Source organism: Streptomyces sp. NRRL S-920, assembly GCF_000717945.1.
In the GTDB taxonomy this organism is placed as follows: Bacteria; Actinomycetota; Actinomycetes; order Streptomycetales; family Streptomycetaceae; genus Streptomyces; species Streptomyces alboniger.
Genome location: NZ_JODF01000013.1, coordinates 54077 through 79772 on the forward strand (window position 1 = coordinate 54077; position 25696 = coordinate 79772).

Below are 25696 nucleotides of genomic sequence, written 5' to 3' on the forward strand. Positions count from 1 at the left end.
ATGGCCATGCCGCTGCGCCAGACCGTCAAGGTCGCTACGTATCTCTTTGGACAGAAGCTCCGCAAGCGCGACAAGTTCCCCCTGATCGTCGAGTTGGAACCCCTCTTCGCCTGCAATCTCAAATGCGAGGGGTGCGGGAAGATCCAGCACCCCGCCGGTGTGCTCAAGCAGCGCATGCCGGTGGCCCAGGCCGTGGGCGCCGTCCTGGAGTCCGGGGCGCCGATGGTGTCCATCGCCGGTGGCGAACCGCTGATGCACCCTCAGATCGACGAGATCGTCCGGCAGTTGGTGGCCAAGAAGAAGTACGTCTTCCTCTGCACCAACGCCATGCTGCTGCGCAAGAAGCTGGAGAAGTTCACCCCCTCGCCGTACTTCGCGTTCGCCGTGCACATCGACGGGATGCGGGAGCGGCACGACGAGTCCGTCGCCAAGGAGGGAGTGTTCGACGAAGCGGTGGCGGCCATCAAGGAGGCCAAGCGGTGCGGGTTCCGTGTCACCACCAATTCGACGTTCTTCAACACCGACACCCCGCAGACCATCATCGAGGTGCTGAACTTCCTCAATGACGAGCTGCACGTCGACGAGATGATGCTCTCGCCCGCCTACGCCTATGAGAAGGCACCCGACCAGGAGCACTTCCTGGGCGTCGAGCAGACCCGTGAGCTGTTCAAGAAGGCCTTCGCGGGCGGCAACCGGCGGCGCTGGCGGCTGAACCACTCGCCGCTCTTCCTGGACTTCCTGGAGGGCAAGGCGGACTTCCCGTGCACCGCGTGGGCGATCCCGAACTACTCGCTCTTCGGCTGGCAGCGCCCCTGCTACCTCATGAGCGACGGCTACGTCCCCACATACCGGGAGCTGATCGAGGAGACCGACTGGGACAAGTACGGCCGCGGCAAGGACCCGCGCTGCGCCAACTGCATGGCGCACTGCGGCTACGAGCCGACCGCCGTCCTCGCCACCATGGGCTCCCTCAAGGAGTCCATCCGCGCCGCCCGCGAGACGGCCACGGGAAGCCGCGGCTGACGGCCAATCAGAGAGGGGGCCCGAGCATGACCATTCTCGACACCATCCGGGGGCCGCGCGACCTGACGGCGCTGACCGGCGCCGAGCTGGGGGAACTGTCCGAGGAGATCCGGGAGTTCTTGGTACAGGCGGTCGCCAGAACGGGTGGTCACCTCGGGCCCAACCTGGGGGTGGTGGAACTCTCCATCGCCCTCCACCGGGTCTTCGCGTCGCCCGTGGACCGCATCGTGTGGGACACCGGGCACCAGAGTTACGTACACAAGTTGCTGACTGGACGTCAGGATTTCTCCAAGCTGCGCGGCAAGGGCGGCCTCTCGGGCTACCCCTCGCGCGCGGAGTCCGAGCACGACATCGTCGAGAACAGCCACGCCTCGACCGCGCTCGGCTGGGCGGACGGCCTCGCCAAGGCGCGCGAGGTGCTCGGCGGGCGAGGGCATGTGGTCGCCGTCATCGGGGACGGCGCGCTCACCGGCGGCATGGCGTGGGAGGCGCTGAACAACATCGCCGCCGCGAAGGACCGGCCGCTGATCATCGTCGTCAACGACAACGAGCGGTCCTACGCCCCGACCATCGGCGGCCTCGCCGACCACCTCGCCACGCTGCGGACCACCGACAGCTACGAACGGGTGCTCGCCTGGGGCAAGGACATACTCCAGCGCACCCCTGTCGTCGGACGGACCCTCTACGAGTCCTTGCACGGCGCCAAGAAGGGGTTCAAGGACGCCTTCGCGCCGCAGGGCATGTTCGAGGACCTGGGGCTCAAGTACGTGGGGCCGATCGACGGGCACGACATCGGCGCCGTCGAGTCGGCCCTGCGGCGCGCGAAACGCTTCCACGGGCCCGTCCTGATCCACTGCCTGACCGAGAAGGGCCGCGGCTACGAGCCCGCGCTCGCGGACGAGGCCGACCGCTTCCACACGGTCGGCGTCATGGACCCGCTCACCTGCGAACCCCTCGCACCCGCCAACGGCCCCTCCTGGACCTCGGTGTTCGGCGACGAGATGGTCCGCGTCGGCGCCGAGCGCGAGGACGTCGTCGCCATCACCGCCGCCATGCTGGGGCCGGTCGGGCTGAAGAAGTTCGCCGACGCCTACCCGGACCGCGTGTGGGACGTCGGCATCGCCGAGCAGCACGCCGCGGTCTCGGCCGCCGGGCTCGCCACCGGCGGCCTCCACCCGGTCGTGGCCGTGTACGCCACGTTCCTCAACCGCGCCTTCGACCAGCTCCTGATGGATGTGGCGCTGCACCGCTGCGGGGTGACGTTCGTCCTGGACCGCGCCGGGATCACCGGTGTGGACGGGGCCTCGCACAACGGCATGTGGGACCTGTCGATCCTCCAGGTGGTGCCCGGCCTGCGGATCGCCGCGCCGCGCGACGCCGACCAGCTGCGGGCGCAGTTGCGGGAGGCGGTCGCCGTGGACGACGCGCCGACGCTCATCCGCTTCCCCAAGGAGTCGGTGGGGCCCGCGATCCCCGCGGTGGGCCGCGTCGGCGGCATGGACGTACTGCTCGGGGACCCCGAGCCCGACGTGCTGCTCGTCGCGGTCGGGGTGATGGCGCCGGTCTGTCTACAGGCCGCCGAGCTGCTCCGGGCGCGCGGTCTGCGGTGCACCGTCGTCGACCCTCGCTGGGTCAAGCCCGTCGACGAGGAGCTGCCCGCTCTCGCGGCCCGGCACCGCGTCGTCGCCGTCGTCGAGGACAACAGCCGCTCCGCCGGGGTCGGATCCGCCGTCGCGCTCGCCCTCGGGGATGCCGAAGTGGACGTACCGGTACGGCGGTTCGGGATTCCCGAGCAGTTCCTCCCGCACGCCAAGCGCAGTGAGGTCCTCGCCGATCTCGGGCTCACGCCGGTCGAGATCGCGGGACGGATCAGCGCCACGCCGGCGGTGAAGGAGCGCGTGGGTGAGCAGGATCCAGGCAAGGAGTGCAACGTATGACCACGGAGTCCGCCCCGGCCGAAGACCCCGCCACGGCCAAGGAGCCCGCCCCGGCCGAGGAGCCCGCCCCGGCCGAGGGGTTCGATCTCGGCAGGCTGCTCGCCGAGCGGGGCGCCGAGCGGTACGACCTGCACGCCCGGCACCTCAATCACCAGCTGCCGCGCATGCTGCACACCCTCGGCTTCGACAAGGTCTACGAGCGTGCCGAGGGCGCGTACTTCTGGGACGCCGACGGCAACGACTACCTCGACATGCTCGCGGGTTTCGGCGTGATGGGCCTGGGCCGGCACCACCCCGTCGTACGCAAGGCCCTGCACGACGTCCTCGACGCCTCGCTCGCCGACCTCACCCGCTTCGACTGCCAGCCGCTGCCGGGGCTGCTGGCCGAGCAACTGCTGCGCCACAGCCCGCACTTGGACCGCGTCTTCTTCGGTAACAGCGGCACGGAGGCCGTGGAGACCGCGCTGAAATTCGCCCGGTACGCGACGGGCAGGCCGCGCGTGCTGTACTGCGCCCACGCCTTCCACGGGCTGACCACCGGGTCGCTGTCCGTCAACGGCGAGAGCGGCTTCCGGGACGGCTTCGCCCCGCTGCTGCCGGACACGGCCGTGCCGCTGGGTGATCTGGACGCGCTGCGCGCGGAGTTGCGGCGCGGCGACGTCGCCGCGCTGATCGTCGAGCCCATCCAGGGCAAGGGTGTGCACGCGACACCGCCCGGATATCTGCGAGCCGCCCAGGAGTTGCTGCGCCGGCACAAGGCGCTGCTGATCGCCGACGAGGTGCAGACGGGCCTCGGCAGGACCGGCGACTTCTACGCCTATCAGCACGAGGAGGGCGTCGAGCCGGACCTGGTCTGCGTCGCGAAGGCGCTGTCGGGCGGCTATGTGCCGGTCGGCGCCACCCTCGGCAAGGACTGGATCTTCAAGAAGGTCTACTCGTCGATGGACCGGGTGCTCGTCCACTCGGCGAGCTTCGGCTCCAACGCGCAGGCCATGGCGGCGGGCCTCGCCGTGCTGTCGGTGATGGAGGACGAGAAGGTCGTCGACAACGCGCGGGTCACGGGCGAGCTGCTCAGGTCCCGGCTCGCCGCCCTCGTCGACCGCTACGAGCTGCTGAGCGAGGTGCGCGGCCGCGGCCTCATGGTCGGCATCGAGTTCGGCCGCCCCAAGTCACTGAAGCTGCGCGGGCGTTGGTCGATGCTCCAGGCCGCCCGCAAGGGCCTCTTCGCGCAGATGGTCGTCGTACCGCTGTTGCACAAGCACCGCATCCTCACCCAGGTCTCCGGCGATCACCTGGAGGTCATCAAGCTGATCCCGCCGCTGACCGTGGGGGAGCGGGAGGTGGACCGCTTCGTCGAGGCGTTCACCGCCGTCATGGACGAGGCGCACAGCGGGGGCGGGCTGATGTGGGACTTCGGCAGGACACTGGTGAAGCAGGCGGTCGCGGGCCGCTGAGCCGACGCGTCCAGGGAGGGATTTTGCCTCTCGGGCAAGAAAGTTGCCCGAGAGGCAATCCTCTGGCTGAATCGGCGTATGACCCCCGCCGAGCCCGCCGAGCCCGCTGCCCCCGTCGGGCCCGCTGACCCCGTCGAGCCGACCGGGCCGACCGGGCCGCCCGAGGCGGCCGATTCAGCCGAAGCACTGCCCGCCGTCGCGCCGCAACTGCGTGAGCTGCGCCGCCGCGCGTCCCTCACGCTGGAGGCCGCCGCCCGTACCGCCGGCCTCTCGCCCGCCCATCTGTCCCGCCTGGAGACCGGGCAGCGCCAGCCCTCGCTGCCGATGCTGCTCGCGCTCGCACGCGTCTACGGTACGACGGTCTCCGAGCTGCTCGGCGAGACGGTCGCCGGCCGGGACGCGGTCGTCAGGGCCGCGGACATGGAGCCGACCGGGGCCGGTGGCTGGACCTACTGGCAGGCGGGCTCCCCCGGCCGGGGGATGCAGGCCCTGCGCGTACACGTCCCGAATGGCGCGCAGGGCGACATCGTGCGCGTCCATCCCGGCGAGGAGTGGCTGTACGTCCTCGGCGGGCGGCTGCGGCTGCGGCTCGGGGACGCCACGCACACGCTCGCGCCGGGGGACAGCGCGCACTTCGACTCGCTGACCCCGCACCGAATCGCGGCCGCCGACCGGGGCGGCGCCGATCTCCTCTTCGTCCATACGCTGCTCCAGAGCCCCGCCACCGCGCTGTGCCTCGGCGGCCCCACCCAGGGAGAACCGACATGACGGAATCCGACCCGCAGGGACCGGTACGACCAAAGCGGCCCGCCGAGAGCACGATGGAGGAGAAGTTCCCGCGCGCTCTCTGGGTCCGCCTGATCATCTATGTGGCGGTCGGCCACCTCTTCGCCGCCTTCATCTACCTGCTGTTCGAACTGGGCGCACAGAACAAGTAGGGGAGCCGCCTGATTCGGAGGGGACCCGCCTCAGTCGAGGAGCCGCTCGCGCAGCCGCTCACGGGTCTCGGGCGTCACCTTGAGGCCCTCCGAGAGATAGGTGTCCGAGTCGCCCCAGGTCTGCTCGATCGTCTCGAACGCCGCCGCCAGATACTCGGCGCGGGCGTCGAAGAGGGGGTTGAGCAGCTCCATGACCTCGGGGGACATCGCGTTCGGGGAGTCGCTGCTGCGGTGCACCTTGTAGCGGCGGTGCGCCGCGTTCGACTCGAGGTAGTCCGCCTCGATGGCGTCACGCTCGACGCCGACGGCCAGCAGTGTGACCGCTATCGAAAGACCGGCGCGGTCCTTGCCCGCCGCGCAGTGCATCAGCGCGGGCACGCTGTCCTCGGCGAGGGCGTGCAGCACCCGGCTGTGCTCGGCCGTGCGCTCCTTGATGATCGTGCGGTACGAGGACGCCATCCGGTCCGCGGCCTTGCCGTCGGACAGGATGGCGCGCAGCTGGTCGAGATCGCCGTCGCGGACCATCTTCCAGAACTCGGCGCCGTCGGCCGGGTCGGTCAGCGGCAGGTTCACGTTGCGCACGCCGGGCAGCTCCACGTCCGGGCCTTCGAGGCGCTGGTCGGCGGCGTTGCGGAAGTCGAAGATCGTGTGCAGGCCCAGCGAGGTGAGGAACGCCGTGTCGGCCGCGGTGGCGTGCGCCAGGTGGCCGCTGCGGAAGAGCCTGCCGGGGCGGATGCGGCGGCCGTCCACGGTCGGCAGCCCGCCCACGTCACGGAAGTTGCGCACTCCGGCAAGCTCAGGCTCGGTTGACGGGACCTGCTGCGTCACGGGCTCTCCTCGGGGCTCTGCGGGCCGACGCGGCGCGCCGGTGGATGCGCATTCGACGATACGACACGGGTTCCCCGGGTGATCGCCCCTTCGCGCACGTGGCACCGGGGCCGGTACGGTTGCGCGGACTTGCCCCCGGAAGAGGGGGGCGAGGGGGCTCGAGTGCGGGGCGGGGCTTATTCCGGGTTTGGGTGAATCTTGACCGGTGGCTTATCTCACGCCCCGTCAACCCCTCCCTACGGTGGCGTAGGTCACTTGAGGAGGTGAAGGATGTGGCTCCGTGAGCGCAGAGTCGACAACCTTCATCAATCACCCCATCAACAACGGCGTATTCAACTCCTACGCAGCGGTCGGCGACAGCTTCACCGAAGGCGTCGGTGACCCGGGACCCGGCGGCACGTTCGTCGGATGGGCCGATCGTCTCGCCGTCCTGCTGGACGACCGGGTACCCGAGCACACCTTCCGGTACGCCAACCTCGCCGTGCGCGGCAAGCTCCTCGACCAGATCGTCGCGGACCAGGTGCCGCGCGCCAAGGAGCTGGCCCCCGACCTCGTGACGTTCTGCGCGGGCGGCAACGACATCATCCGTCCGGGCACCGACCCGGACGAGCTGGCCGAGCGCTTCGAGCGGGCCGTCGCCGACCTCTCCTCGGCGGTCGGCACGGTCATGGTGACCACCGGGTTCGACACCCGGGGCGTCGCGGTCCTCAAGCATCTGCGCGGCAAGATCGCCACGTACAACATGCACGTCCGCGCGGTCGCGGACCGCTACGGCTGCCCGGTGCTCGACCTGTGGTCCCTCAAGACCGTCCAGGACCGTCGCGCCTGGGACGGCGACCGGCTGCACCTGTCCGCCGAGGGCCACACCCGTGTGGCGCTGCGCGCCGCCCAGGTCCTCGGCCTGGAGGTGCCCGCCGACCCCGACCAGGCGTGGCCGCCGCTGCCGCCGCGCGGCACGCTGGACCTGCGGCGCGACGACATCCTCTGGGCGCGGGAGTACCTGGTGCCGTGGATCGGCCGGCGCATCCGGGGGGAAAGCTCGGGCGACCATGTGGAGGCCAAGCGGCCGGACTTGCTGCCGCTCTAGCGCTCCGCCAGCCCCGCCGGCTCCGCCCGCCTGGTCGGCTCCGCCCGCCCCACCGGCTCCATCAAAGGGGGCGGCGTTACGAGGCGGACAGGTCCTCGCGCCTCAGGCCCAGTTCGCGGGCCAGGGCCTCGTCCGCCCAGTCGCGGGCCCCGGCGCGGGGCACGGCACCCTCGTACACCGTCATCTGGACGGCGAGTCCGTCGAGGAGCGCGGTGAGGCGCAGGGCCGCGCCCATGGGGTCCGGGCAGCGGAACTCGCCCGCGGCGCAGCCCTCCGCGATGACCTCGGCGAGCGCGGCCTTCCACTGCTGGTCGAGGTCCTGGGTCACCGCGCGCAGCGTCGGCTCCCGCAGGGACGCGGACCAGCCCTCTATCCACAGGCGCCAGCCCTTGGCCGGGCCGGTCGGCGCGTACCAGCGCACGGCCGCGCGCAACCGGCGCAGGGCCGAGGTGCGGCGGCCCAGCAGCTTGCGCAGCCGGGTCAGATCACGCCGGGCGGCGTGTTCGAAGGCCGCGGCGAGCAGCTTCTCCTTGGACGCGAAGTGGTAGAGCACCAGCGCGTTGCTCACTCCGAGGGCCGCCGCGACATCGGCGATCCGTACGGCGGCCACGCCCCGCGTCTCGATCTGTTCGACGGTGGCGACGAGCATCTCCGCCCGCCGCTCCGCCACGCTCAACCGCACCCCTGTCACGCCGTGCACCCTACCCAGGCCCGCCCGCGCCGCCCGAACCACGTGACGTTCCGGCCGCGCACCCCGCCTCCTGGAATGTGGCTCAGCGGGCGGTGGACATAATGGGAGGCCTATCCACCTTTTCAGGAGGTCCCGTGTCCCGGTCCCTGATCCCCGGGCTCCGCACGCTGCGGTCCCCCGCCTTCGGCGCGGACCCGGCCGGCGCGCGGCTGGCGCGGATCCGCAGGTCGCCGAACTTCTCCGTGGCCGACGGCGCCTTCCAGAACCCCGTAGGGGCGCGGGCCAGGCCCTCGGGGTCCACGCTGGAGTTCGCGAAGATCTACTTCCACAAGGAGCAGCGCGTACGCCGCGGCCCCGCCGGCACGATCCCGGTGCACGCCACGACTCTCGCGGACCTCGCCAAGCCGCCGGCCGACGGCCTGCGGATCACCTGGATGGGGCACTCCAGTGTCCTCGCCGAGATCGACGGGCGGCGCGTGCTCTTCGACCCGGTGTGGGGCGAGCGGTGCTCGCCGTACTCCTTCGCGGGGCCCAAGCGGCTGCACCCCGTGCCGGTGCCCCTCAAGGCCCTCGGCCCGGTCGACGCCGTGGTCATCTCGCACGACCACTACGACCATCTGGACATGCCCACGATCAAGGCGCTGGCCGGTACGGGCACCGTGTTCGCGGTGCCGCTCGGCGTCGGCGCCCACCTGGAGCGCTGGGGCGTGCCCGCGGACCGGCTCCGCGAGCTGGACTGGCACGAGTCGGCCCAGGTGGCCGGGCTGACCCTGACGGCGACGCCCGCGCGGCACTTCTGCGGCCGCGGCCTGCGCAACCCGCAGCACACCCTGTGGGCCTCCTGGGTGGTCGCGGGCCCCGAGCACCGCGTCTACCACAGCGGGGACACGGGGTACTTCCCGGGATTCCGGGACATCGGCGCCGAGCACGGACCGTTCGACGTCACGATGGTCCAGATCGGCGCCTACTCCGAGTTCTGGCCGGACATCCACATGACGCCCGAGGAGGGCATGCGGGCCCACCTGGACCTCCAGGGCGGCCGACCGCAGGGGCTGATGCTGCCGATCCACTGGGGGACGTTCAACCTCGCCCCGCACCCGTGGTCGGAGCCAGGCGAGGGCACGCTCGCCGCGGCGCGCGGCGCGGGCGCCGACATCGCCCTGCCCTGCCCCGGCGAGCCCTTCGAGCCGGGGGCGCGGAACGTACCGGCCGCCCCCTGGTGGCGCGGCGTCGCGGTCGTGCCGGACGGCGGCTGGCCCGCCGAGGCCGTGGACGAGCCCCGGGCCACGGCCGCGGACAGCGGCGATCCGGAGACGGCGCCCGTCGCCTAGGGCCTGTCCGGCACCAGCCTCACCGAGCAGCACCAGCGCCCCGGCCGTCTCCGGCCGGGGCGCCCTCTTGTGCCTCGCGGACGCGCATGCGAACCACGTACGAGTTACCTTGCGAACCCGCGTACGAGTGATCCCGCGAACCCGCGTGCGAGCGGAATCGGACTCCCGTACGAGATGTCATACCGGAGCGGGACGCACCCCCGCCGACTTCGTCAACTGCCCACCGCACATGATGCGTTGCCGACTACCGTGAGTGTTCGTCGGGCGACGCAGGGATCACGGCGCGGGCATGCCCTCGCGACCTGCCGGCCGGCGCGGCGATGCCGGAAACTCCGTCGGAACCGCGCCGGAACGACGTCGCAGAAGAGGAGTCGGGCCGCCCGCTGGAGCCCCGTCGCAACGTACCGAGGACGCAGATGTCTCACCTACGCGCACCGGCCGCCCGTGCAGACCGCCGTGAGGGCGGACGGCACGGCAGGCCCGGCAGCCGGTCCGCCACGGCCCTGCCCGAGACCCCCATACGGCCGCAGCTCCTGCGCATCGCCGTGCTGCCCGCCGTCGCCGTCGGTCTGAGCGCCTGCGCGGCCGTGCTGTTCACGCTGCGGTCGACCGGCGCACGCCCCGGGCCCGCCCTCCTCGCCGTACTCGCCGCCGCGGCGCTGGTCGGCCTCGCGGGCATCGTGATCGCCGCCGTCGCGGCCGACCGCGCCGCCAGGGCCGTACACGACCGGGTCGGCACCCTGCGCCGCGCCACCGCGCGCGGCCAGGCCGAACTGCGGGAGGCCGTCGAGCAGTTGCGCCGCGGCGAGCAGCCGCCCGCGCGCGGCGCCCCGTCCCGGGCCCGGCCGGGCGGCGACGAGTTCGACCAGCTCGCCGACGAGATGACCCGTGCCCAGGACGCCGCCGTCACCGCCGTCGTCCAGGCCGCCCAGCTCTCCAGCCACGCGGGCAGCGAACAGAAGGTCGAGGTCTTCGTCAACCTCGCCCGGCGCCTCCAGTCGCTGGTGCACCGCGAGATCTCCCTGCTCGACGAGTTGGAGAACGACGTCGAGGACCCCGAACTGCTCAAGGGCCTCTTCCACGTCGACCACCTGGCGACCCGCATCCGCAGACACGCCGAGAACCTCGCCGTGCTCGGCGGCGCCGTCTCGCGCCGCCAGTGGAGCAACCCCGTCTCGATGACCGAGGTGATGCGCTCCGCCATCGCCGAGGTCGAGCAGTACTCCCGCGTCAAACTGGTGCCGCCCATCGAGGGCACCCTGCGCGGCCACGCCGTGGCCGACGTCATCCACCTGCTCGCCGAACTGGTGGAGAACGCCACGGTCTTCTCCGCGCCGCACACGCAGGTGCTGCTGCGCGCCAACCTCGTGACCGCCGGGCTCGCCGTCGAGGTCGAGGACCGGGGCCTCGGTATGCCGCTCACCGAGCAGAACAGGATGAACCGGCTGCTCGCCGACCCCGACCAGGTGAACGTCGCGAGCCTCCTCCAGGACGGGCGGATCGGCCTCTTCGTGGTCTCCGCCCTCGCCCGCAGACACGGCGTCGCGGTCCGGTTGCAGACCAACATCTACGGCGGCGTACAGGCCGTACTGATCCTGCCGCAGGAGCTGTTGGGCGCCGAGCGGCAGGAGGAGCCCGCGACACGGCTGCGCCCGGCGGCCGAGGTGGCATCACGGGGCGCCTCCGATCACGTACAAGAAGGCGGCCGCCAGGAAGCTCCCCGGCCCCCGCAGGCCGCCCCCCAGCCGGAAGCCCGCCGGGAACCGGTGCCCGTGCCGTACCCGCCGCAATCCGACGAGGCGACCGGCCCGGACGCCGCCGCGCCCGCCCACGCCGCGAACGGCACCGCGCCCGCCCCCCTGCCGGTGCGCGGCACCCGCCAGGACCGGCCCACGCCCGCCGACGCCGTCCCCGGCATCCGCCCGCAGGACCGGCAGGCCGCGGCCGAGCACGCCGCCGCGCCGCTGACGCCTCTGGTGGGCACCGTGCGCGGCCGGGTCGAAAGGCCCCGCCTGCCCAAACGGCGCGCACAGGAACACATCGCACCCCAGCTGCGGGACGCCCCGGCCCCGCGCCCCGACAACGAGAACCCCGTCGGGCACGACCCGGGCCTCATGGCCGCGTTCCAGCGGGGCATCGGCCTGGCCCAGGCGCAGGAGGCGCGCGACCCCACCCCCCAGGACGGCGGGCTCCCCCGGGGCGGGGGCGAACAAGGCGGCTGACCAGCACCATGACGCCCGACCACGCCCCGCCCCCTCCGTACCCGCACCCGCAGACCCTCGTACGTCGTACCTCAAGGAGTCGATCCACCATGGCGAGCGATGCGCCGACCGGCCATGTATCCGATCTCGACTGGCTGATGAGCGGCCTCGTGCAGCGCGTGCCGCACACCCGCAGTGCCGTCCTGCTCTCCTCCGACGGCCTCGTGAAGTCGGTGCACGGCCTCGACCCGGACAGCGCCGACCACATGGCGGCCCTCGCCTCGGGGCTCTACTCCCTCGGGCGCAGCGCGGGCATCCGCTTCGGGGACGGCGGGGACGTCCGGCAGGTCGTCGTGGAACTGGACTCGACCCTCCTGTTCGTCTCCACCGCGGGCTCCGGAACCTGCCTCGCCGTCCTCGCGGGCCGCGAGGCGGACGCGGCCGTCCTCGGCTACGAGATGGCGATGCTCGTCAAGAGCGTCCGCCCGTACCTGATCACCGCGCCCCGGCAGCCCGCCGGGGAACCCGCGTCGATGAGGCGCTGAGCATGGCGGCCCCGCATGACGGGCCCTGGCTCGACGACGCCGCGGGACGGCTCGTGCGTCCCTACACGGTCAGCAACGGCCGGACCAGACCGACCACGCAACTCGACCTGCTCTCCCAGGTGATGGCCACCGGATCGACCCCGTTCGGCTATCTCGGGCCGGAGCACTCCGCGGCCCTCGGGCTGTGCGGGGCCCCGACCTCCGTCGCCGAGATCGCGGCGCAGCTGAAGCTCCCCGCGGTCGTGGCCAAAGTGATCCTCTGCGATCTCCTCGACTCCGGGGCCCTCACCACGAAGGCCCCGGACTTCACTCACAACCCCACTGACCGGTCCCTGTTGGAGGCAGTGCTCGATGGATTACGACGACAGCTCTGACCCCTTCCCCACCGCGCTGAAGATCCTGGTCGCCGGGGGTTTCGGCGTCGGCAAGACGACCTTCGTGGGCGCGGTGAGCGAGATCGCGCCGCTGAGCACGGAGGAACTGCTCACCACGGTCAGCGAGGCAACCGACGACCTGTCGGGCGTGGAGAACAAGACCACGACGACCGTCGCCATGGACTTCGGACGCATCACGCTCGACCCCGAACACGTGCTCTATCTCTTCGGCACACCCGGCCAGGAGCGGTTCTGGTTCATGTGGGACGAGCTGTCCGAAGGCGCCCTCGGCGCCGTGGTGCTCGCCGACACCCGCCGACTTGAGGACTGCTTCGCGGCCGTGGACTTCTTCGAACAGCGCGGCATGGGCTTCATCGTCGCGATCAATGAATTCGACGGTGCCCACCGCTACGAACCCGAAGAGGTACGCGCCGCCATCGACCTCGACCCCCGAGTGCCCGTCGTACGCTGCGACGCGCGGATCTCCAGCTCGGGCATCCAGACGCTCCTCATCCTCGTCAAACACCTCCTCAACCACGCACCGGAGCCGAGCTACGGAGCCCACACGTGAGGTACGAACCGACCGGGCATCTCCTGCTCACCCCCGTCGACAAAGAAGCCCCCGCGCGCGTGCGGCGGCTGCGCGGGCTGGGCATCGGGGACCGCGTCGACCCGGAGTTCGACCTCTTCGCGGGCCGGCTCGCGGAGCTGACCGGCGCGCCCTACGCCATGGTCAACTTCATCGACGAGAACCGGCAGTTCTTCGCCGGCCTGCACACTCCGGACAGCTCCATGGAGCGCTACATGGCCCGTGACCACGGGTACTGCCCACATGTGGTGGTGCGGCGCAAGGCCCTCGTCCTGGAGGACGTCTGCGACTATCCGCGGTTCGCGGGCAATCCCGTCGTCGACGAGATCGGCATCCGCTCCTATCTGGGCGCGCCCCTCATCGACCGTACGGGCATCGTCCTCGGCACGGTCTGCGTCGTCGATGTCGAACCCCGGCGCTGGGGGAGGGCGGGGCTCGACACGATCAAGACGATGGCCGCGGAGCTGGTCGAGCGGATCCACCGGCGGGAGGACGGCGGGATCTGACCCCACTCACAGCTCAAGCTCCGTCCCGTCGGGGAAGCGGACGTGCACGCCCCGCTCGTCCACGGCGCACGTGATGGACGCGCGCAGCGCCCGCGGGTCGACGGTGTCCCGCGAGAGGGCGACCAGCGTGGCATGGAGGCTGTGCCCGCCCGGGTGCTGCGGCAAGGTCAGGAAGGGCGTCGCGGAGTGCGGTCCGTAGGCGTTGGCGGCGACCTCGCGGGCTGTGCCCGTCTCCTCGTCCCAGCCGTGCAGGGCGACCACCGCGCTGGTGAGTCCCGCAGCCGTACGGGTGAGGGCCCAGCCGGGGCCGCGTTCGGCGTGCGGGAGCGCGCCATCGGCCACCGCGTACCCGCCCTCGCGGACCGTCGTGCCCTCGGGGGCCCGCAACCGGTGTACGCGGATCTCCCACGGGCCGTGCAGAGCGCTCGTCGTCACGATGGGGAACACCTCGTCGTGGCCCGGCAGCCGGGCGTCGTGGCGGGACGAGGCGTGGCGCCCCTCGCACCGCAGAGGATGGATGCGCACGCGTCGGGACGGCGTGCCGTCCGGGGCGAGCAGCGCCAGATGGCCGTCGACGGCACGCTCCCACGCGCGTGGGGCGGTCTCGGGAGCCGTCGCCGTCGAGTAGCCGAACTTCGCGTAGTGCGGGTCGTCCTGGGCGGCGCCTTCGAGCGGGTTGTGGTCGCTGCCGTGGTTGATCAGTCGGACGATGCCGTCGTGCCGGGTGCCGTGCAGGAGCCAGCCCGGCCGGGGGAGCGCGGTGTACTGGTCGGACTCCTCGACGGGGAGCGGCAGTTCGCGCTCCGTCCACACCGGGTGGCCGGCGGGCAGCAGCAGGCCGAGGAAGCCCTTGCTCGCCCAGTACGGCGACGCCGGGCCCGAGTAGGCCTGCGTGGCGGGCAGGAACGTCCCGTACCAGCCGAGCGGCAGCAGACCCCGCTCGTCCGGGACGCCGCGCTCGACGAAGTGCCGGGCCGTGCCGGAGGCCAGCCGCCGGGTCAGGCCGGGGGCCAGCGGCGTGCAGTCCGCGAGAGCGCCCATCCATACGGGGGCGACGGTGGCGAAGCGGTAGGTCAGCGAGCGGCCCTGGTGGACCGGGGCGCCGTCGCCTCCGAAGAAGTGCGGGTAGGTGGCGAGGAACCGGCCGAGGCGCTCGCGGTAGACCTCGCCGCGCCCGCCGTCCCCGCCGGGGCCCGCCATCCGCGCCCACAGCAGCGGGTACAGGTGCATCGCCCAGCCGTTGTAGTAGTCGAAGTTGCGTCCGTCGCCGTCGCTGTACCAGCCGTCGCCGCGGTACCAGTCCTCGATGCGGTCTAGGCCGCCGTCGATGTCCGACTGGCGGTACGGGGCGCCGACCGAGGCGAGGAACTGCTCGGACACCACCTGGAAGAGGCGCCAGTTGTTGTCCCAGGTCCTACGGCCGACGAACCCGGAGAACCAGTCGACGACCCGCTCCTGGACCCGGGTGTCGAGGGTGTCCCAGATCCAGGGGCGGGTCTCGTGCAGGCCGATCGCGACCGAGGCGGCCTCCACCATCTGCTGTGCGCGGTCGGTGAGTTCGGGCCAGGCCTCGTCGCTGCCGCGGTCGGTGCCCGTTGTCAGACCCAGCGCGTAGCGTTCGATGAGTCGGGGGTCCACCTCGCCGCCCGCCCCGGCGATCCGGAAGGAGGCCAGCAGGAATGACCTGGCGTACCCCTCAAGGCCGTCCGACACCACCCCCGACCGGCTCTGGCGCCCCGGGAGGCGGTACTGCGCGAAGCCCGGCGTCGCGTAGGGGACCAGTGCGTCCAGCTGCCGGTCGGCGAGCGCCTCCCAGTGCGCCCTGGTCCAGCCGGTCAGCGGGGAGAGGACGCGGTCGGTGGGAGGCAGGGGCAGATGCGGTGCGGGCATGGGGTTCGACACTCCTCGACGGGGGCCGGCCGGGGGAGCGCCCCGCGATGGGCGCGGGGGCTCACTCAGACGACCTCCGCCGTATGCGTCCGGCCCCGGGAGCCCCCGACCTGGACGGTGAGCACGGGACGCCGCCCGAGAGTGACGGTCACCGTGTCGTCCGCGCGTCGTACCTCCCGTATGGGGAAGGGCAGTTCGACGCGCAGGGTCGCCTCCGTGCGGCCCGGGTCGGCGACCGCCACCGAGACGCCCCGGTGGTCCCGCCGCACCAGGACCGTGCCGGGGCCCGACGCAGTGAGGCCCGCGGCGGTGCCGGGACGCCAGAAGTGCGCGGCGAGGAGGCCCGCGCGGCGCGCCTCGACGGCCTGGGCGGTCGTGTCGTTGGCCACGATCCGCACGGGCCGGGCCTGTGCCCAGGCGGCGGTCGCGGACGCGGTCGCGCCGGGCAGCAGGACATAGGCGTACGCGGCCGTGCTCGGGGAGGTGCCGTGGTCCAGCCACAGCGTCAGATAGCGGCGGGTGAGGGGCGTGGTGCCGCCCCCTGTGTCCGCGCCCGTGTTGATGTCCCGCCAGCTGCCGGTGCGCTCCTCGCGCAGGGCGCGCAGGCCGAGGCCGCCGTCCGCCCCGGCGGGTCCACCGGGAGAGAACGGGGAGGCGGGGGAGGCCGGGGAACCGGGGTAAGTGGGGAAGACGTACCCGCCGGTGCCTTCCAGGTGGGCCCATCGCGCGTGGTCGAACCGCGCGGTCCAGCCCTGGTGGCCGGGCTGTCGGTGGCCGTCCACGGTCAGCGCCCGGGTGGGCCCGGCCGCGTGCAGATTGCGGTTCTCGACGACCGTCTCGATCGTGCGGCCGTCGCTCGCGCTGATGCCCGCGCCGAGCGCGACGACCACGTTGTCGAGGCAGAACCACGCTTTGTGTGCCCGCAGGGTGCTGCCGTCGGCGAGGAGTTCCATGGCGGCGGCGCCATAGCCGCCGTCCAGGGCCGCGCCGCCCGCCACCGCGTTCTTCGGTCGGTACGTACCGGTGCCCGCGCCGGTGCCGACGTCGGCCCGCGCGCGGGTGTCCACGGTCGTGCCCGGCAGGCGGTACGGATCCACGGTCGCCCAGAAGCCGTCGCCGAACTGCCCGAGGTCGTCACCGTCGTACAGATAGGTCATGCCGTCGCCGGTGTACCAGCCGTGCAGGTTCTCGCCGTTGCCCGCCTCGTATGCCGCGATCCGCTTCGAGGAGAGCGAGAGCGTCAGGGCCCAGCCGGGCCGCCGGTGCACCACCCGGTCCATGCCGGCGAAGACGAAGTGCCCGGTGAGCCGGTCGGTGGCCGGGATGGCGGGGTCGTCGAGGACGGCCTTGGCGCGGGCCAGCGCGGGGATGCCGACCAGGCCCAGATAGGGGGTGGTGCCGTTGCGGCGGATCCAGCCCTTGACGAGCGCCCGCCAGCGGCGCGCGTAGGAGTCCGGTGCGCCGGAGGCGAGTTGGAGGATGTGGGAGAGGGCCGCCGCGCCGTCGTGGTGGTCGCGCGCCTTCTCCCGGGATATCGCCCGGCCGCGCAGGGCGTCCATCATCAGCCCGTCGAAAATCACCGGTGCGAACGTCCGGTCGACCGCGTCGTACAGCACGGACGTCTTCGGGTCGGAGACCGCCCACGGGGAGTCCGCGAGCAGTGCGATCAGCTGCCCGGCGCCGCCGAGCAGGACACTGCCGTACGTGCCCGTGTACGCGACGGATCCGTGCTGCACGAACGAACCGTCCTCGTAGAAGCCGTCGCCAGAAGTGACGTACTTGAAGAGGCTGTTGCTGCCGCTGCCCCTGATGTCGGACAGGCCGTCGCGCGCCAGCGCCACCGTCGCCCCGTCCCGGATGAGCAGGCCGCGCAGGGCCACGATCACGGCCTTGTCGGCGCGGTTGGCGCCGGTCTCCGAGAGCGAGGGGACGTTCGTACGGCGGTCCGGGTCCGGGCAGAACTTCGCGACCGTCGCCGTGTACGCGGCCAGATCCTCGGCGGACAGCCGCGCCCGCAGCAGGACGCAGGTGTCCATCAGCGCGCGCGGCGCCCCGATCTCCCAGAACCACCAGTTGCCGGTCTCGGTGCGGCCCGGGTGGTAGCCGGTGGAGTGCAGGAAGCGCAGCGCGTCGAGCAGGGCTTCGATGACCTCCGCGCTGTCGGCGAGGGAGGTGCCCGGCGTGGCCCAGGCCGTGGCGAGGGTGCGCAGGCGGGTATAGCTCTGGCCGAAGTTGCCGGGGTCCGAGGCGGGGGAGAGGTCGGCCCACAGCGCGGCCCTGCCCGCCGAGCGGTCCAACCGCCGCCACCAAGTCGTCGCCAGGGTGTCCAGGGTCTTGAGCGCGGCGGCGAAGTCGGGGTCCGTGGCGTCGAAGGGGCCGCCGGTCAGCTGGGTCGCGGCGCGGGCGAGGAGGGTGTCGTAGGCGGTCTCGTGGGCGTCGTGGGCGTCGTGGGTGTCGTGGGTGTCGTCGTGGGTGTTGTGGGCGTTCTCGCGGTCGGCCGCCGACGCCGCTCCGCCTGCCGCCGTCGCCGACACGACGGCGGACGCCGCCCCGGCCGCGAGCAGCGTGCGACGGCTGGGCCCGGTGGATCCGGAGCGAGGCAGGGGCAGAGGCAGGGGGAGGGGCATGCGAACTCCCAGAGGTGTCGGGGCAGTCGGGGACCCATGAGGCGATTGCGCGACAGCATGTAAGCGGTTGCTATGAGGCGCAAGAGGGGCGGAAATCTTTCTCGGTCTTTCTGCCCGGACACTGGGGCTGAGGGGAACCTGTCGAGGGTTAACCGCTTGCAGTCGGACGTGGACCGGTGAGGCTCGGCCGACCCGGCGACCGGCGCGGTCTGAAGGAAACCTGCGGCGGCGCTTAAGAAATCCTCGATGGACCGGAACGCCTCCTTAAGGAAGATTCCTGTGCCGTCGGGGGAAGAAGCGACGTACGACAGGAGCCGCTGCGTTGAAGGCGCTGGTCAAGGAGAAAGCGGAGCCGGGCCTCCGGCTGATGGACGTGCCGGAGCCGGTCATCGGCCACGGCGACGTCCTGATCAAGGTGCTCCGCACCGGGATCTGCGGCACCGATCTGCACATCAGGGACTGGGACGGCTGGGCGCAGCAGTCGGTCACCGCGCCCCTCGTGGTCGGACACGAGTTCGTCGGCGAAGTCGTGGAGACCGGCCGCGACGTCGCGGAGATCAAGGTCGGCGACCGGGTCAGCGGCGAGGGCCACCTGGTGTGCGGCAAGTGCCGCAACTGCCTGGCCGGACGGCGCCATCTGTGCCGCGCCACGGTCGGCCTCGGCGTCGGGCGCAACGGCGCCTTCGCGGAGTACGTCGCGCTGCCCGCGGGCAACGTATGGGTGCACCGCGTCCCGGTGGACCTCGACGTGGCCGCGATCTTCGATCCGTTCGGCAACGCCGTGCACACCGCTCTGTCCTTCCCGCTGGTCGGCGAGGATGTGCTGATCACCGGGGCCGGACCGATCGGCCTGATGGCGGCCGCCGTCGCCCGGCACGCCGGTGCCCGCAACGTCGTGATCACGGACGTCAGCGAGGAGCGCCTCGAACTGGCCCGCAAGGTCGGTGTCAGCCTCGCGCTCAACGTGGCCGACGCCCCGATCGCCGAGGGCCAGCGCGCGCTCGGCCTGCGCGAGGGCTTCGACATCGGCCTGGAGATGTCCGGCAACCCGCGCGCGATGCGCGACATGGTCGCCAACATGACCCATGGCGGCAAGATCGCCATGCTCGGCCTGCCGGCCGAGGAGTTCGCCGTCGACTGGTCGCGGATCGTCACCTCGATGATCACGATCAAGGGCATCTACGGCCGTGAGATGTTCGAGACCTGGTACGCGATGTCCGTGCTGCTCGAAGGCGGCCTCGACCTGGCGCCCGTCATCACGGGCCGCTATGGCCACCGTGACTTCGAGGCGGCCTTCGACGACGCGGCGAGCGGCCGCGGCGGCAAGGTCATCCTCGACTGGACCTCCTGACGCGTCCCTCGTCCCAGACGCGCCCCTCGTCCCTGACGGGCCCTTCTTCCCCTGACTCGTACCGATCCGTCCGGCTCTCCACGGTTCGTATCTCGAAGGATTACGTATGTTCGACTCCGTCCGCGAAGACCTCCAGGCCACCCTCGACGAGATCCGCGCCGCCGGGCTGCACAAGCCCGAGCGCGTCATCGGCACCCCGCAGTCCGCCACCGTCGCCGTCACGGCGGGCGGCCGCCCCGGCGAGGTCCTGAACTTCTGTGCGAACAACTACCTCGGCCTCGCCGACCACCCCGAGGTCGTCGCCGCCGCGCACGAGGCGCTGGACCGCTGGGGCTACGGCATGGCGTCCGTCCGCTTCATCTGCGGCACGCAGGAGGTCCACAAGGAACTGGAGGCCCGGCTCTCCGCGTTCCTCGGCCAGGAGGACACGATCCTCTACTCCTCCTGCTTCGACGCCAACGGCGGTGTCTTCGAGACCCTGCTCGGCGCCGAGGACGCGGTCATCTCCGACGCGCTCAACCACGCCTCGATCATCGACGGCATCCGGCTGTCGAAGGCACGCCGCTTCCGCTACGCCAACCGCGATCTCGCGGACCTGGAGCAGCAGTTGAAGGAGGCTTCCGGGGCCCGGCGGAGGCTGATCGTCACCGACGGCGTCTTCTCCATGGACGGCTATGTCGCCCCGCTCGCGGAGATCTGTGACCTCGCCGACCGGTACGACGCCATGGTCATGGTCGACGACTCGCACGCCGTCGGCTTCGTCGGCCCCGGCGGGCGTGGCACCCCCGAGCTGCACGGTGTCATGGACCGCGTCGACATCATCACCGGTACGTTGGGCAAGGCGCTCGGCGGTGCCTCCGGCGGCTACGTGGCGGCCCGTGCCGAGATCGTCGCTCTGCTGCGCCAGCGTTCGCGCCCGTACCTCTTCTCGAACACCCTTGCCCCGGTGATCGCGGCGGCTTCCCTGAAGGTCCTCGACCTCCTGGAGTCGGCGGGCGACCTGCGTGAGCGCCTCGCCGTCAACACGGCCCTGTTCCGCTCGCGGATGACCGAAGAGGGCTTCGACGTCCTGCCCGGCGACCACGCCATCGCCCCGGTCATGATCGGCGACGCGGCTGTGGCGGGCCGCATGGCCGAGTTGCTCCTTGAGCGGGGCGTGTACGTGATCGGCTTCTCGTACCCGGTGGTGCCGCAGGGCGCGGCCCGCATCCGCGTCCAGCTGTCCGCGGCGCACTCCACGGAGGACGTGAACCGCGCGGTGGACGCGTTCGTGGCGGCGCGCGCGGAGCTGGGGGAGTCGGGCGCGGCGTGACGCGGACGAAGGCGTCGCTCAGCCGGTCAGGGCCGCGGTGATCTGGCGCGTGGTCTGCGCGGCGACGCGGGGGTTCTCGGCGGCGTAGGTGGTGTACGCGTTGAGACCCGTGGCCAGGGCCCAGCCACGGCCACGGGTCCACGTGGCGTCGTCGACGCCGAGAGCATCGCGGAAGACGGACCTGCTCCCGGGTGACATCAGGGTGAAGGCGATGGTCAGATCACAGGCCGGGTCGCCGACGCCCAGCTCGCCGAAGTCGATGACCGCGCTGAGGTGTCCGTCGACGGTGAGCAGATTGCCGGTGTGGAGGTCGCCGTGGCACCAGACCGCCGCACGGTCCCATCCGGGGGCGCTCAGGGCCGCGTCCCAGAGCGTGGTCATGGCCTCGGCGTCGAACACGTCAGCGACTTCGCCGATGGCATCGCGGGTGTCGCGGTCCCGGTCGGCGAGCGTGTCGGCGCGGACGTCCTCGGGCGCCGCCTCGGCCGCGTCCGGCGTGCACTTCTGGAGGGCGGCGAGGAACTCCGCGAGTCGTACGGCGGCCCTGGGCGAGTCGCCCAGCGCCTCAGGGGTCGCCACCTCGCCCTCCAGCCAGCGGGAGACGGCCCAGGCCCAGGGATAGCCGAGCCCGGGCTCTCCCACCCCCACCGGCTCGGGGACGGCCAGCGGCAGGTGCGGGGTGAGCCGGGGCAGCCACCGCGCCTCCTTCCTGGCCTGCCCGACCGCGTCGGCGTGGCGGGGCAGCCGGACGGACAGCTCCTCGCCCAGGCGGTAGATCACGTGGTCCGACCCGGCCGGGGCGAGCAGCTTGAGAGGCAGCTCGGCCCAGTGCGGGAACTGTGTGTCGACCAGACGCCTGGCGAGGGCCGCGTCGATGGCCGGGCGGGGCCGGGGATGGGGGGCCGGGGTGCTTTCGGTCGCCAAGGACAGCTCCTGCCTGGGGTCGCTTTCCGCTTTCCGCTTCGCGCGGCGGGCGGAGGCGGCGGTCGGTGGTCGGTGGTGGGGGACCACGGTCGGTGGTCGGTGGTGGCGCTCGGGGACGGCGGTCTGTGGTCGGTGGCCGGTGGTCGCGCTTGGGGAGGGCGGCCGGTGGTCGCGCTTGGGGAGGGCGGTCGGTGGTCGGTGGTGGCGGTCGGGGACAGCGGTCTGTGGTCGGTGATTGAGGACCGCGGTCGGTGATCGAGGACCGTGATCGGTGATCGGTGATCGGTGATCGGTGATCGGTGATCGGTGACCGGTGACCGAGGATCGCGGCCGGTGATCGGTGATTGAGGACCGCGGTCGGTGATCGGCGCTCGGCGGCCGGTGGTCGCTCGGAGCCCTCACAGTGCGGTTTCGCGGCCTCGCCTGTCGACCGATTTTGAGGCGCGGAAGGCGCCGGGGCGCGAGGGGGTGCGCGTGGTCCGGCCCCGCCACCCACGCCGGGCGTGACCGGTGGTGCGGCCGATGCCTCCGGTTTGGGAGAATCGGGCGCATGATCGAAGCGCGGCGGCTGCACATCCTCCGGGCGGTGGCCGACCACCGCACCGTGACCGCTGCCGCCGCCGCGCTGTACCTCACTCCTTCCGCCGTGTCCCAACAGCTCACCGCCCTGGAGCAGGAGACGGGCCACCGCCTGGTCGACCGCTCGGCGCGCGGCGTACGCCTGACGGCCGCCGGAGAGATCCTGCTGACGCACACCAACGCGGTCCTCGCCCAGCTGGAGCGCGCCGAGGCCGAACTCGCCGCGTACAGCTCCGGCGAGGCCGGCACGGTCACCGTCGCCTCCTTCGCCACCGGCATCGGCCTGGTCGTCGCCCCGGCTCTGGCCCGCCTCGCCGCCTCCGCCCCCGGCATCAGGGTCCGGGTCCAGGACGCGGAGGGCGACGCGAGCCTCCCGATGGTGCTCGACAGACAGGTGGACGTCGCGGTCGCCGTCGAGTACCGCGGGGGGCCGGGCGCGGACGACCCCCGCCTGACGCGCGTACCCCTGTACGCGGAGCCGTTCGACGCGGTGCTGCCGCTCGGTCACCGGCTTGCCGCCGCCGACCGGGTGCCGCTGGCCGAGCTGGCCAAGGACGCCTGGATCGGCCCCTTCGCCGGAAACCCGTGCCACGACGTCGTCGTCCTCGCCTGCGAGCAGGCCGGGTTCCAGCCCCTGCTGGAGCACTGGTCGGACGACTTCCGCGCGGTGGTGGCGCTCGCCTCGGCCGGCGCGGGCGTCGCCCTGGTACCGCGCTCGGCACTGCGCGGCATGGACGTGTCGGGCGCAGTGGTGCGCCCGGTGGAGGGCGCGGCCCCCACGCGCAGGGTGTTCGCGGCGGTGCGGTGCGGTGCGGAGGGACACCCGCTGATCCGTCCGGTCCTCGCGGCTCTCGGGGAGGCGGCGGGCTGACCCCCGGACGTCGCACGTCCGCCGTCACCTTTCAGCCACGAAGAGCACCTTGTCGACATCCCGTATGCGGGTTAGCGTGCCGAATATGGAACACGAAGGAGTCGACGCGCGCCTCGCCGCCCGGCTGGCCGAGCTGCGTGCCGAACGCGGCTGGTCCCTGGGTGAGCTGGCCGAGCTGAGCGGGATCAGCCGCTCCACCCTGTCCCGGGCCGAGCGCGCGGAGATCAGCCCCACCGCGGCCCTCCTGAACCGCCTCTGCGCCGTCTACGAACGGACCATGTCGCAGCTCCTGAGCGAGGTAGAGGCGGAGCCCGCACAGCTGGTGCGCGCCGTCGACCAGGCGGTCTGGGCGGACGACGACGCCGGCTTCATGCGCTGGTCGGTCTCGCCGCCGCACCTCGGAATGCGTGGCGAGCTGGTCGAGGGCCGCCTCCAGCCGGGCGCCGACATCGACTACGACCGGCCCCCCGTGCCCGGCCTCGAGCAGCACATCTGGGTGCTCGAAGGAGCCCTGGAGGTCACGGTGCTCGGGGAGTCGCACGCCCTGCGGACCGGCGACTGCCTGCGCTACCGGCTGTGGGGCGCCTCGCGCTTCCGCTGCCTGGGGGGGCAGGCCGTGCGCTACGCCCTCGTGGTCGTGAAGCCGTGAGGTCGTGAAGCCGTGACGGTCCCCGGGGTGCCGGGGCGCCTCGACGCGGCCCGGCTCCTGGAGCGCGCGGACGACCTGGCCGCTCTCGGCCCCGCCGAATCCCTCAGTGGCCCGCATGAGGCCCCGCCCGTGGGGGAGGCTGAGGCGAAAGCCCGTACGCAACCACCCCGCCGCCCGCAGGAAACCACGCCCAGGGAGCCCGCGCGATGCCCGACCGAGCCGCCGACACCCCCTCTCCTTCTGCCACCACCTACACCGCCGGACTGCTCAACGCCGCCGACGGCGTGCCCGTCGCCACGTACACCTGGCTGCCGGCCGACGGCAGGCCGCGCGCCTACGTCCAGATCGCGCACGGAGCCATGGAACACGCCCTGCGCTACGACCGGTTCGCCCGCCACCTCACCGCTCACGGCTACGGCGTGGTCGCCTCCGACCACCGCGGACACGGCGCCACCGCACAGGCCACGGGCGGCTATGGGGTGACCTCCGGGGCGGACGGCTCCGACGAGGCCGACAGTTGGCGGGCGATCGTCGACGACCTCAAGGCCATCGGCGACCAGGTGCGCACCCTGCACCCCGGACTCCCGTTCTTCCTCCTGGGGCACAGCCTCGGCTCGATGCTCGCGCGGGACTACGCCCAGGAGTACGCGGACGGCCTCGCGGGAGTGATCCTCTCGGGCACGTTCCGCTCGCTGCCCGGCGCCGATCCGCAAGGGGCCATCGCCCGCCTGGAGCGCGAGACCGCCGAGCGCGGCCGCGCCGCGATCTCCTCGTACGTCACCGACCTCTTCGCCTCCTTCAACGACCCGTACACCCACCGCACCGGCTTCGAGTGGCTGTCGCGGGACGAGGCGGAGGTCGACGCGTACGCGGCGGACGAGCGCTGCGGATTCGCCTTCTCCGCCGGGCTCTCCCTGGACTGGATGCGGGGCATCCGCAAGATCAACGATCCGCGCAACCTCGCGCGCGTGCCCGCCGATCTGCCGATCCACATCGCCGTCGGCGAGCAGGACCCGTGCAACCAGCGGATGACCCTGGTCCACGAACTCCTGGAGGACCTCAGGTATGTGGGAGTGGAGGACCTCACGTGGAAGGGCTATCCGGACGCGCGCCACGAGATCCTGAACGAGACCAACCGGGAAGAGGTCCACGAGGACCTGACCGCGTGGCTGGACAAGCGGGTGCTGTGAGGGCGGGTGCTGTGAGGGCCGCCCGCCCCGGGGCGGGCCGGTCACCGCTCGGCGGCTGACTGTCAGTGGCGTTGGCTACGGTTCATGCCATGTCGAAGTCCAGATCCCGGGCCCGCGTCACCTCCGACGACGTGCGCCGCATCGCCCTCGCCCTGCCGGACACGGTGGAGAAGATCGCGTGGAGCATGCCCACGTTCCGCGTGTCCGGAAAGATGTTCGTGACCGTCCCCGACGACGAGACGTCCATCGCGGTGCGCTGCCCGAAGGTCGAGCGGGACGAGCTGGTCCTGGCCGAGCCGGACAAGTTCTGGGTCGCCGCGCACGAGGCGGGTTCGGCGTGGGTGCGGGTGCGCCTCGCGGCGCTCGACAAGGAGGAGCTGACGGACATCCTGTCGGACTCCTGGCGCCAGGCCGCGCCGCCCCGGCTCCTTGAGGAACACCCGGAGTTGGGAGTTCCGGCCTCGGAATGACGCCGGGGCCCCGTGGCCGGCCAAGGAAAGGGTGAGCGATCACCGGTCAGAGTGCGGTATTGTTTCCGTGCACGTTCGGCCGGGGGAAACCCCAGGTCACACGGGCAACGGGACGTGGCGCAGCTTGGTAGCGCACTTGACTGGGGGTCAAGGGGTCGCAGGTTCAAATCCTGTCGTCCCGACTCGAAAGAGTCGTAGGTCTAGGGGCCGTTTCAGAGCAATCTGAAACGGCCCCTAGATCGTTTTTGGGGAGCGGCGGGCCACAGGGATTCCCGCACCGTTCATTTGGTGCCGGAACGGCAACCTCCACCCCGCGCTCGTGCACCCGT

23 protein-coding genes and 1 tRNA gene are annotated in these 25696 nt (G+C 72.1%); 19 read left to right on the forward strand and 5 right to left on the reverse strand.

Annotated elements, in window-relative coordinates:
- The 5 genes from hpnH to IG54_RS37875 all read left to right on the forward strand — a co-directional run bounded on the left by hpnH (position 1) and on the right by IG54_RS37875 (position 5352).
- Complete coding sequence (gene hpnH / locus IG54_RS0112015; RefSeq protein ID WP_030781279.1) at positions 1-1023, forward strand: adenosyl-hopene transferase HpnH; 1023 nt, start codon at positions 1-3, stop codon at positions 1021-1023.
- Between the two features lie 26 nt (positions 1024-1049).
- Complete coding sequence (dxs, locus tag IG54_RS0112020; protein WP_030781281.1) at positions 1050-2960, forward strand: 1-deoxy-D-xylulose-5-phosphate synthase; 1911 nt, start codon at positions 1050-1052, stop codon at positions 2958-2960.
- The gene (locus tag IG54_RS0112025) at positions 2957-4414 is read left to right on the forward strand and encodes an aspartate aminotransferase family protein (RefSeq protein ID WP_051819448.1); all 1458 of its coding nucleotides are present in this window, start codon (positions 2957-2959) and stop codon (positions 4412-4414) included. Before dxs ends, IG54_RS0112025 begins: the two co-directional genes overlap by 4 nt.
- Before the next feature lie 78 nt (positions 4415-4492).
- Positions 4493-5182 carry a helix-turn-helix domain-containing protein gene (locus IG54_RS0112030; RefSeq protein ID WP_051819449.1) on the forward strand — a complete coding sequence of 230 codons (690 nt, stop codon included), beginning with the start codon at positions 4493-4495 and terminating at the stop codon, positions 5180-5182.
- A 53-nt stretch (positions 5183-5235) separates the two neighbouring features.
- The gene (locus IG54_RS37875; protein WP_037896943.1) at positions 5236-5352 is read left to right on the forward strand and encodes a DUF6126 family protein; all 117 of its coding nucleotides are present in this window, start codon (positions 5236-5238) and stop codon (positions 5350-5352) included.
- 30 nt (positions 5353-5382) lie between these two features.
- Here IG54_RS37875 and IG54_RS0112040 read toward each other — a convergent pair whose 3' ends face one another.
- Complete coding sequence (locus IG54_RS0112040) at positions 5383-6180, reverse strand: tyrosine-protein phosphatase (RefSeq protein ID WP_030781287.1); 798 nt, start codon at positions 6178-6180, stop codon at positions 5383-5385.
- 280 nt (positions 6181-6460) lie between these two features.
- Here IG54_RS0112040 and IG54_RS0112045 point away from each other — a divergent pair, with 280 nt between their 5' ends.
- A complete protein-coding gene (locus IG54_RS0112045) occupies positions 6461-7267 on the forward strand; it encodes an SGNH/GDSL hydrolase family protein (protein WP_106976990.1) in 807 nt (268 codons plus the stop codon).
- Positions 7268-7343: 76 nt separating this feature from the next.
- On the opposite strand, the gene IG54_RS0112050 is transcribed toward IG54_RS0112045, so the two are convergent.
- Positions 7344-7916: a TetR/AcrR family transcriptional regulator gene (locus tag IG54_RS0112050; protein ID WP_199809532.1), complete on the reverse strand. Its 573-nt coding sequence runs from the start codon at positions 7914-7916 to the stop codon at positions 7344-7346.
- Positions 7917-8059: 143 nt separating this feature from the next.
- Between IG54_RS0112050 and IG54_RS0112055 the strand changes: the two genes are divergently transcribed.
- The 6 genes from IG54_RS0112055 to IG54_RS0112080 all read left to right on the forward strand — a co-directional run bounded on the left by IG54_RS0112055 (position 8060) and on the right by IG54_RS0112080 (position 13504).
- The gene (locus tag IG54_RS0112055; RefSeq protein WP_030781293.1) at positions 8060-9289 is read left to right on the forward strand and encodes an MBL fold metallo-hydrolase; all 1230 of its coding nucleotides are present in this window, start codon (positions 8060-8062) and stop codon (positions 9287-9289) included.
- Positions 9290-9705: 416 nt separating this feature from the next.
- The gene (locus IG54_RS0112060; protein ID WP_051819450.1) at positions 9706-11511 is read left to right on the forward strand and encodes a sensor histidine kinase; all 1806 of its coding nucleotides are present in this window, start codon (positions 9706-9708) and stop codon (positions 11509-11511) included.
- Positions 11512-11600: 89 nt separating this feature from the next.
- The gene (locus IG54_RS0112065) at positions 11601-12035 is read left to right on the forward strand and encodes a roadblock/LC7 domain-containing protein (protein ID WP_030781299.1); all 435 of its coding nucleotides are present in this window, start codon (positions 11601-11603) and stop codon (positions 12033-12035) included.
- A gap of 2 nt (positions 12036-12037) precedes the next feature.
- Positions 12038-12409: a DUF742 domain-containing protein gene (locus IG54_RS0112070; RefSeq protein WP_030781302.1), complete on the forward strand. Its 372-nt coding sequence runs from the start codon at positions 12038-12040 to the stop codon at positions 12407-12409.
- The gene (locus IG54_RS0112075) at positions 12387-12980 is read left to right on the forward strand and encodes a GTP-binding protein (protein ID WP_030781305.1); all 594 of its coding nucleotides are present in this window, start codon (positions 12387-12389) and stop codon (positions 12978-12980) included. The genes IG54_RS0112070 and IG54_RS0112075 overlap by 23 nt, the downstream gene beginning before the upstream one ends.
- Positions 12977-13504, forward strand: coding sequence for a GAF domain-containing protein (locus IG54_RS0112080; protein ID WP_030781309.1), 528 nt, complete (start codon positions 12977-12979; stop codon positions 13502-13504). The genes IG54_RS0112075 and IG54_RS0112080 overlap by 4 nt, the downstream gene beginning before the upstream one ends.
- A 6-nt stretch (positions 13505-13510) precedes the next feature.
- Here the strand turns inward: IG54_RS0112080 and IG54_RS0112085 are convergent, their stop codons facing one another.
- Together IG54_RS0112085 and IG54_RS0112090 are read right to left on the reverse strand one after the other, a co-directional pair.
- On the reverse strand, positions 13511-15394 hold the full coding sequence (locus IG54_RS0112085) for a DUF2264 domain-containing protein (RefSeq protein ID WP_030781310.1): 1884 nt from the start codon (positions 15392-15394) through the stop codon (positions 13511-13513).
- 65 nt (positions 15395-15459) lie between these two features.
- Positions 15460-18021 carry a polysaccharide lyase 8 family protein gene (locus IG54_RS0112090; RefSeq protein ID WP_051819451.1) on the reverse strand — a complete coding sequence of 854 codons (2562 nt, stop codon included), beginning with the start codon at positions 18019-18021 and terminating at the stop codon, positions 15460-15462.
- A 322-nt stretch (positions 18022-18343) separates the two neighbouring features.
- Between IG54_RS0112090 and tdh the strand changes: the two genes are divergently transcribed.
- A complete protein-coding gene (tdh, locus tag IG54_RS0112095) occupies positions 18344-19372 on the forward strand; it encodes an L-threonine 3-dehydrogenase (RefSeq protein ID WP_030781316.1) in 1029 nt (342 codons plus the stop codon).
- A 106-nt stretch (positions 19373-19478) separates the two neighbouring features.
- On the forward strand, positions 19479-20684 hold the full coding sequence (locus IG54_RS0112100; protein WP_030781319.1) for a glycine C-acetyltransferase: 1206 nt from the start codon (positions 19479-19481) through the stop codon (positions 20682-20684).
- An 18-nt stretch (positions 20685-20702) separates the two neighbouring features.
- Here the strand turns inward: IG54_RS0112100 and IG54_RS42900 are convergent, their stop codons facing one another.
- Positions 20703-21608: an aminoglycoside phosphotransferase family protein gene (locus IG54_RS42900; protein WP_030781322.1), complete on the reverse strand. Its 906-nt coding sequence runs from the start codon at positions 21606-21608 to the stop codon at positions 20703-20705.
- 550 nt (positions 21609-22158) lie between these two features.
- Here IG54_RS42900 and IG54_RS0112110 point away from each other — a divergent pair.
- The 5 genes from IG54_RS0112110 to IG54_RS0112130 all read left to right on the forward strand — a co-directional run bounded on the left by IG54_RS0112110 (position 22159) and on the right by IG54_RS0112130 (position 25549).
- Positions 22159-23058 (forward strand): LysR family transcriptional regulator, encoded by a 900-nt coding sequence (locus IG54_RS0112110; protein ID WP_030781325.1) that lies wholly within the window; start codon positions 22159-22161, stop codon positions 23056-23058.
- Positions 23059-23143: 85 nt separating this feature from the next.
- A complete protein-coding gene (locus IG54_RS0112115; protein ID WP_106976991.1) occupies positions 23144-23707 on the forward strand; it encodes a helix-turn-helix domain-containing protein in 564 nt (187 codons plus the stop codon).
- A gap of 206 nt (positions 23708-23913) precedes the next feature.
- Positions 23914-24897, forward strand: a complete 984-nt coding sequence (locus IG54_RS0112120; RefSeq protein WP_030781332.1) for an alpha/beta fold hydrolase — start codon at positions 23914-23916, stop codon at positions 24895-24897.
- An 89-nt stretch (positions 24898-24986) separates the two neighbouring features.
- Positions 24987-25367 (forward strand): MmcQ/YjbR family DNA-binding protein, encoded by a 381-nt coding sequence (locus IG54_RS0112125; RefSeq protein WP_030781334.1) that lies wholly within the window; start codon positions 24987-24989, stop codon positions 25365-25367.
- 108 nt (positions 25368-25475) lie between these two features.
- Positions 25476-25549 (forward strand) — tRNA-Pro (locus tag IG54_RS0112130).
- Positions 25550-25696: the final 147 nt, after the last annotated feature.

Bases quoted from the DNA above. Each gene is read 5' to 3' on its own strand.
- IG54_RS0112050 (WP_199809532.1), bottom strand. From the start codon at position 7,916: ATGCTCGTCGCCACCGTCGAACAGATCGAGACGCGGGGCGTGGCCGCC.
- IG54_RS0112100 (WP_030781319.1), top strand. From the start codon at position 19,479: ATGTTCGACTCCGTCCGCGAAGACCTCCAGGCCACCCTCGACGAGATC.
- IG54_RS0112110 (WP_030781325.1), top strand. From the start codon at position 22,159: ATGATCGAAGCGCGGCGGCTGCACATCCTCCGGGCGGTGGCCGACCAC.
- dxs (WP_030781281.1), top strand. From the start codon at position 1,050: ATGACCATTCTCGACACCATCCGGGGGCCGCGCGACCTGACGGCGCTG.
- IG54_RS0112025 (WP_051819448.1), top strand. From the start codon at position 2,957: ATGACCACGGAGTCCGCCCCGGCCGAAGACCCCGCCACGGCCAAGGAG.
- IG54_RS0112055 (WP_030781293.1), top strand. From the start codon at position 8,060: ATGGGAGGCCTATCCACCTTTTCAGGAGGTCCCGTGTCCCGGTCCCTG.
- IG54_RS37875 (WP_037896943.1), top strand. From the start codon at position 5,236: ATGGAGGAGAAGTTCCCGCGCGCTCTCTGGGTCCGCCTGATCATCTAT.
- IG54_RS0112085 (WP_030781310.1), bottom strand. From the start codon at position 15,394: ATGCCCGCACCGCATCTGCCCCTGCCTCCCACCGACCGCGTCCTCTCC.
- hpnH (WP_030781279.1), top strand. From the start codon at position 1: ATGGCCATGCCGCTGCGCCAGACCGTCAAGGTCGCTACGTATCTCTTT.
- IG54_RS0112060 (WP_051819450.1), top strand. From the start codon at position 9,706: ATGTCTCACCTACGCGCACCGGCCGCCCGTGCAGACCGCCGTGAGGGC.
- IG54_RS0112030 (WP_051819449.1), top strand. From the start codon at position 4,493: ATGACCCCCGCCGAGCCCGCCGAGCCCGCTGCCCCCGTCGGGCCCGCT.
- IG54_RS0112115 (WP_106976991.1), top strand. From the start codon at position 23,144: ATGGAACACGAAGGAGTCGACGCGCGCCTCGCCGCCCGGCTGGCCGAG.
- IG54_RS0112125 (WP_030781334.1), top strand. From the start codon at position 24,987: ATGTCGAAGTCCAGATCCCGGGCCCGCGTCACCTCCGACGACGTGCGC.
- IG54_RS0112090 (WP_051819451.1), bottom strand. From the start codon at position 18,021: ATGCCCCTCCCCCTGCCTCTGCCCCTGCCTCGCTCCGGATCCACCGGG.
- IG54_RS0112065 (WP_030781299.1), top strand. From the start codon at position 11,601: ATGGCGAGCGATGCGCCGACCGGCCATGTATCCGATCTCGACTGGCTG.
- IG54_RS0112120 (WP_030781332.1), top strand. From the start codon at position 23,914: ATGCCCGACCGAGCCGCCGACACCCCCTCTCCTTCTGCCACCACCTAC.
- IG54_RS0112070 (WP_030781302.1), top strand. From the start codon at position 12,038: ATGGCGGCCCCGCATGACGGGCCCTGGCTCGACGACGCCGCGGGACGG.
- IG54_RS0112075 (WP_030781305.1), top strand. From the start codon at position 12,387: ATGGATTACGACGACAGCTCTGACCCCTTCCCCACCGCGCTGAAGATC.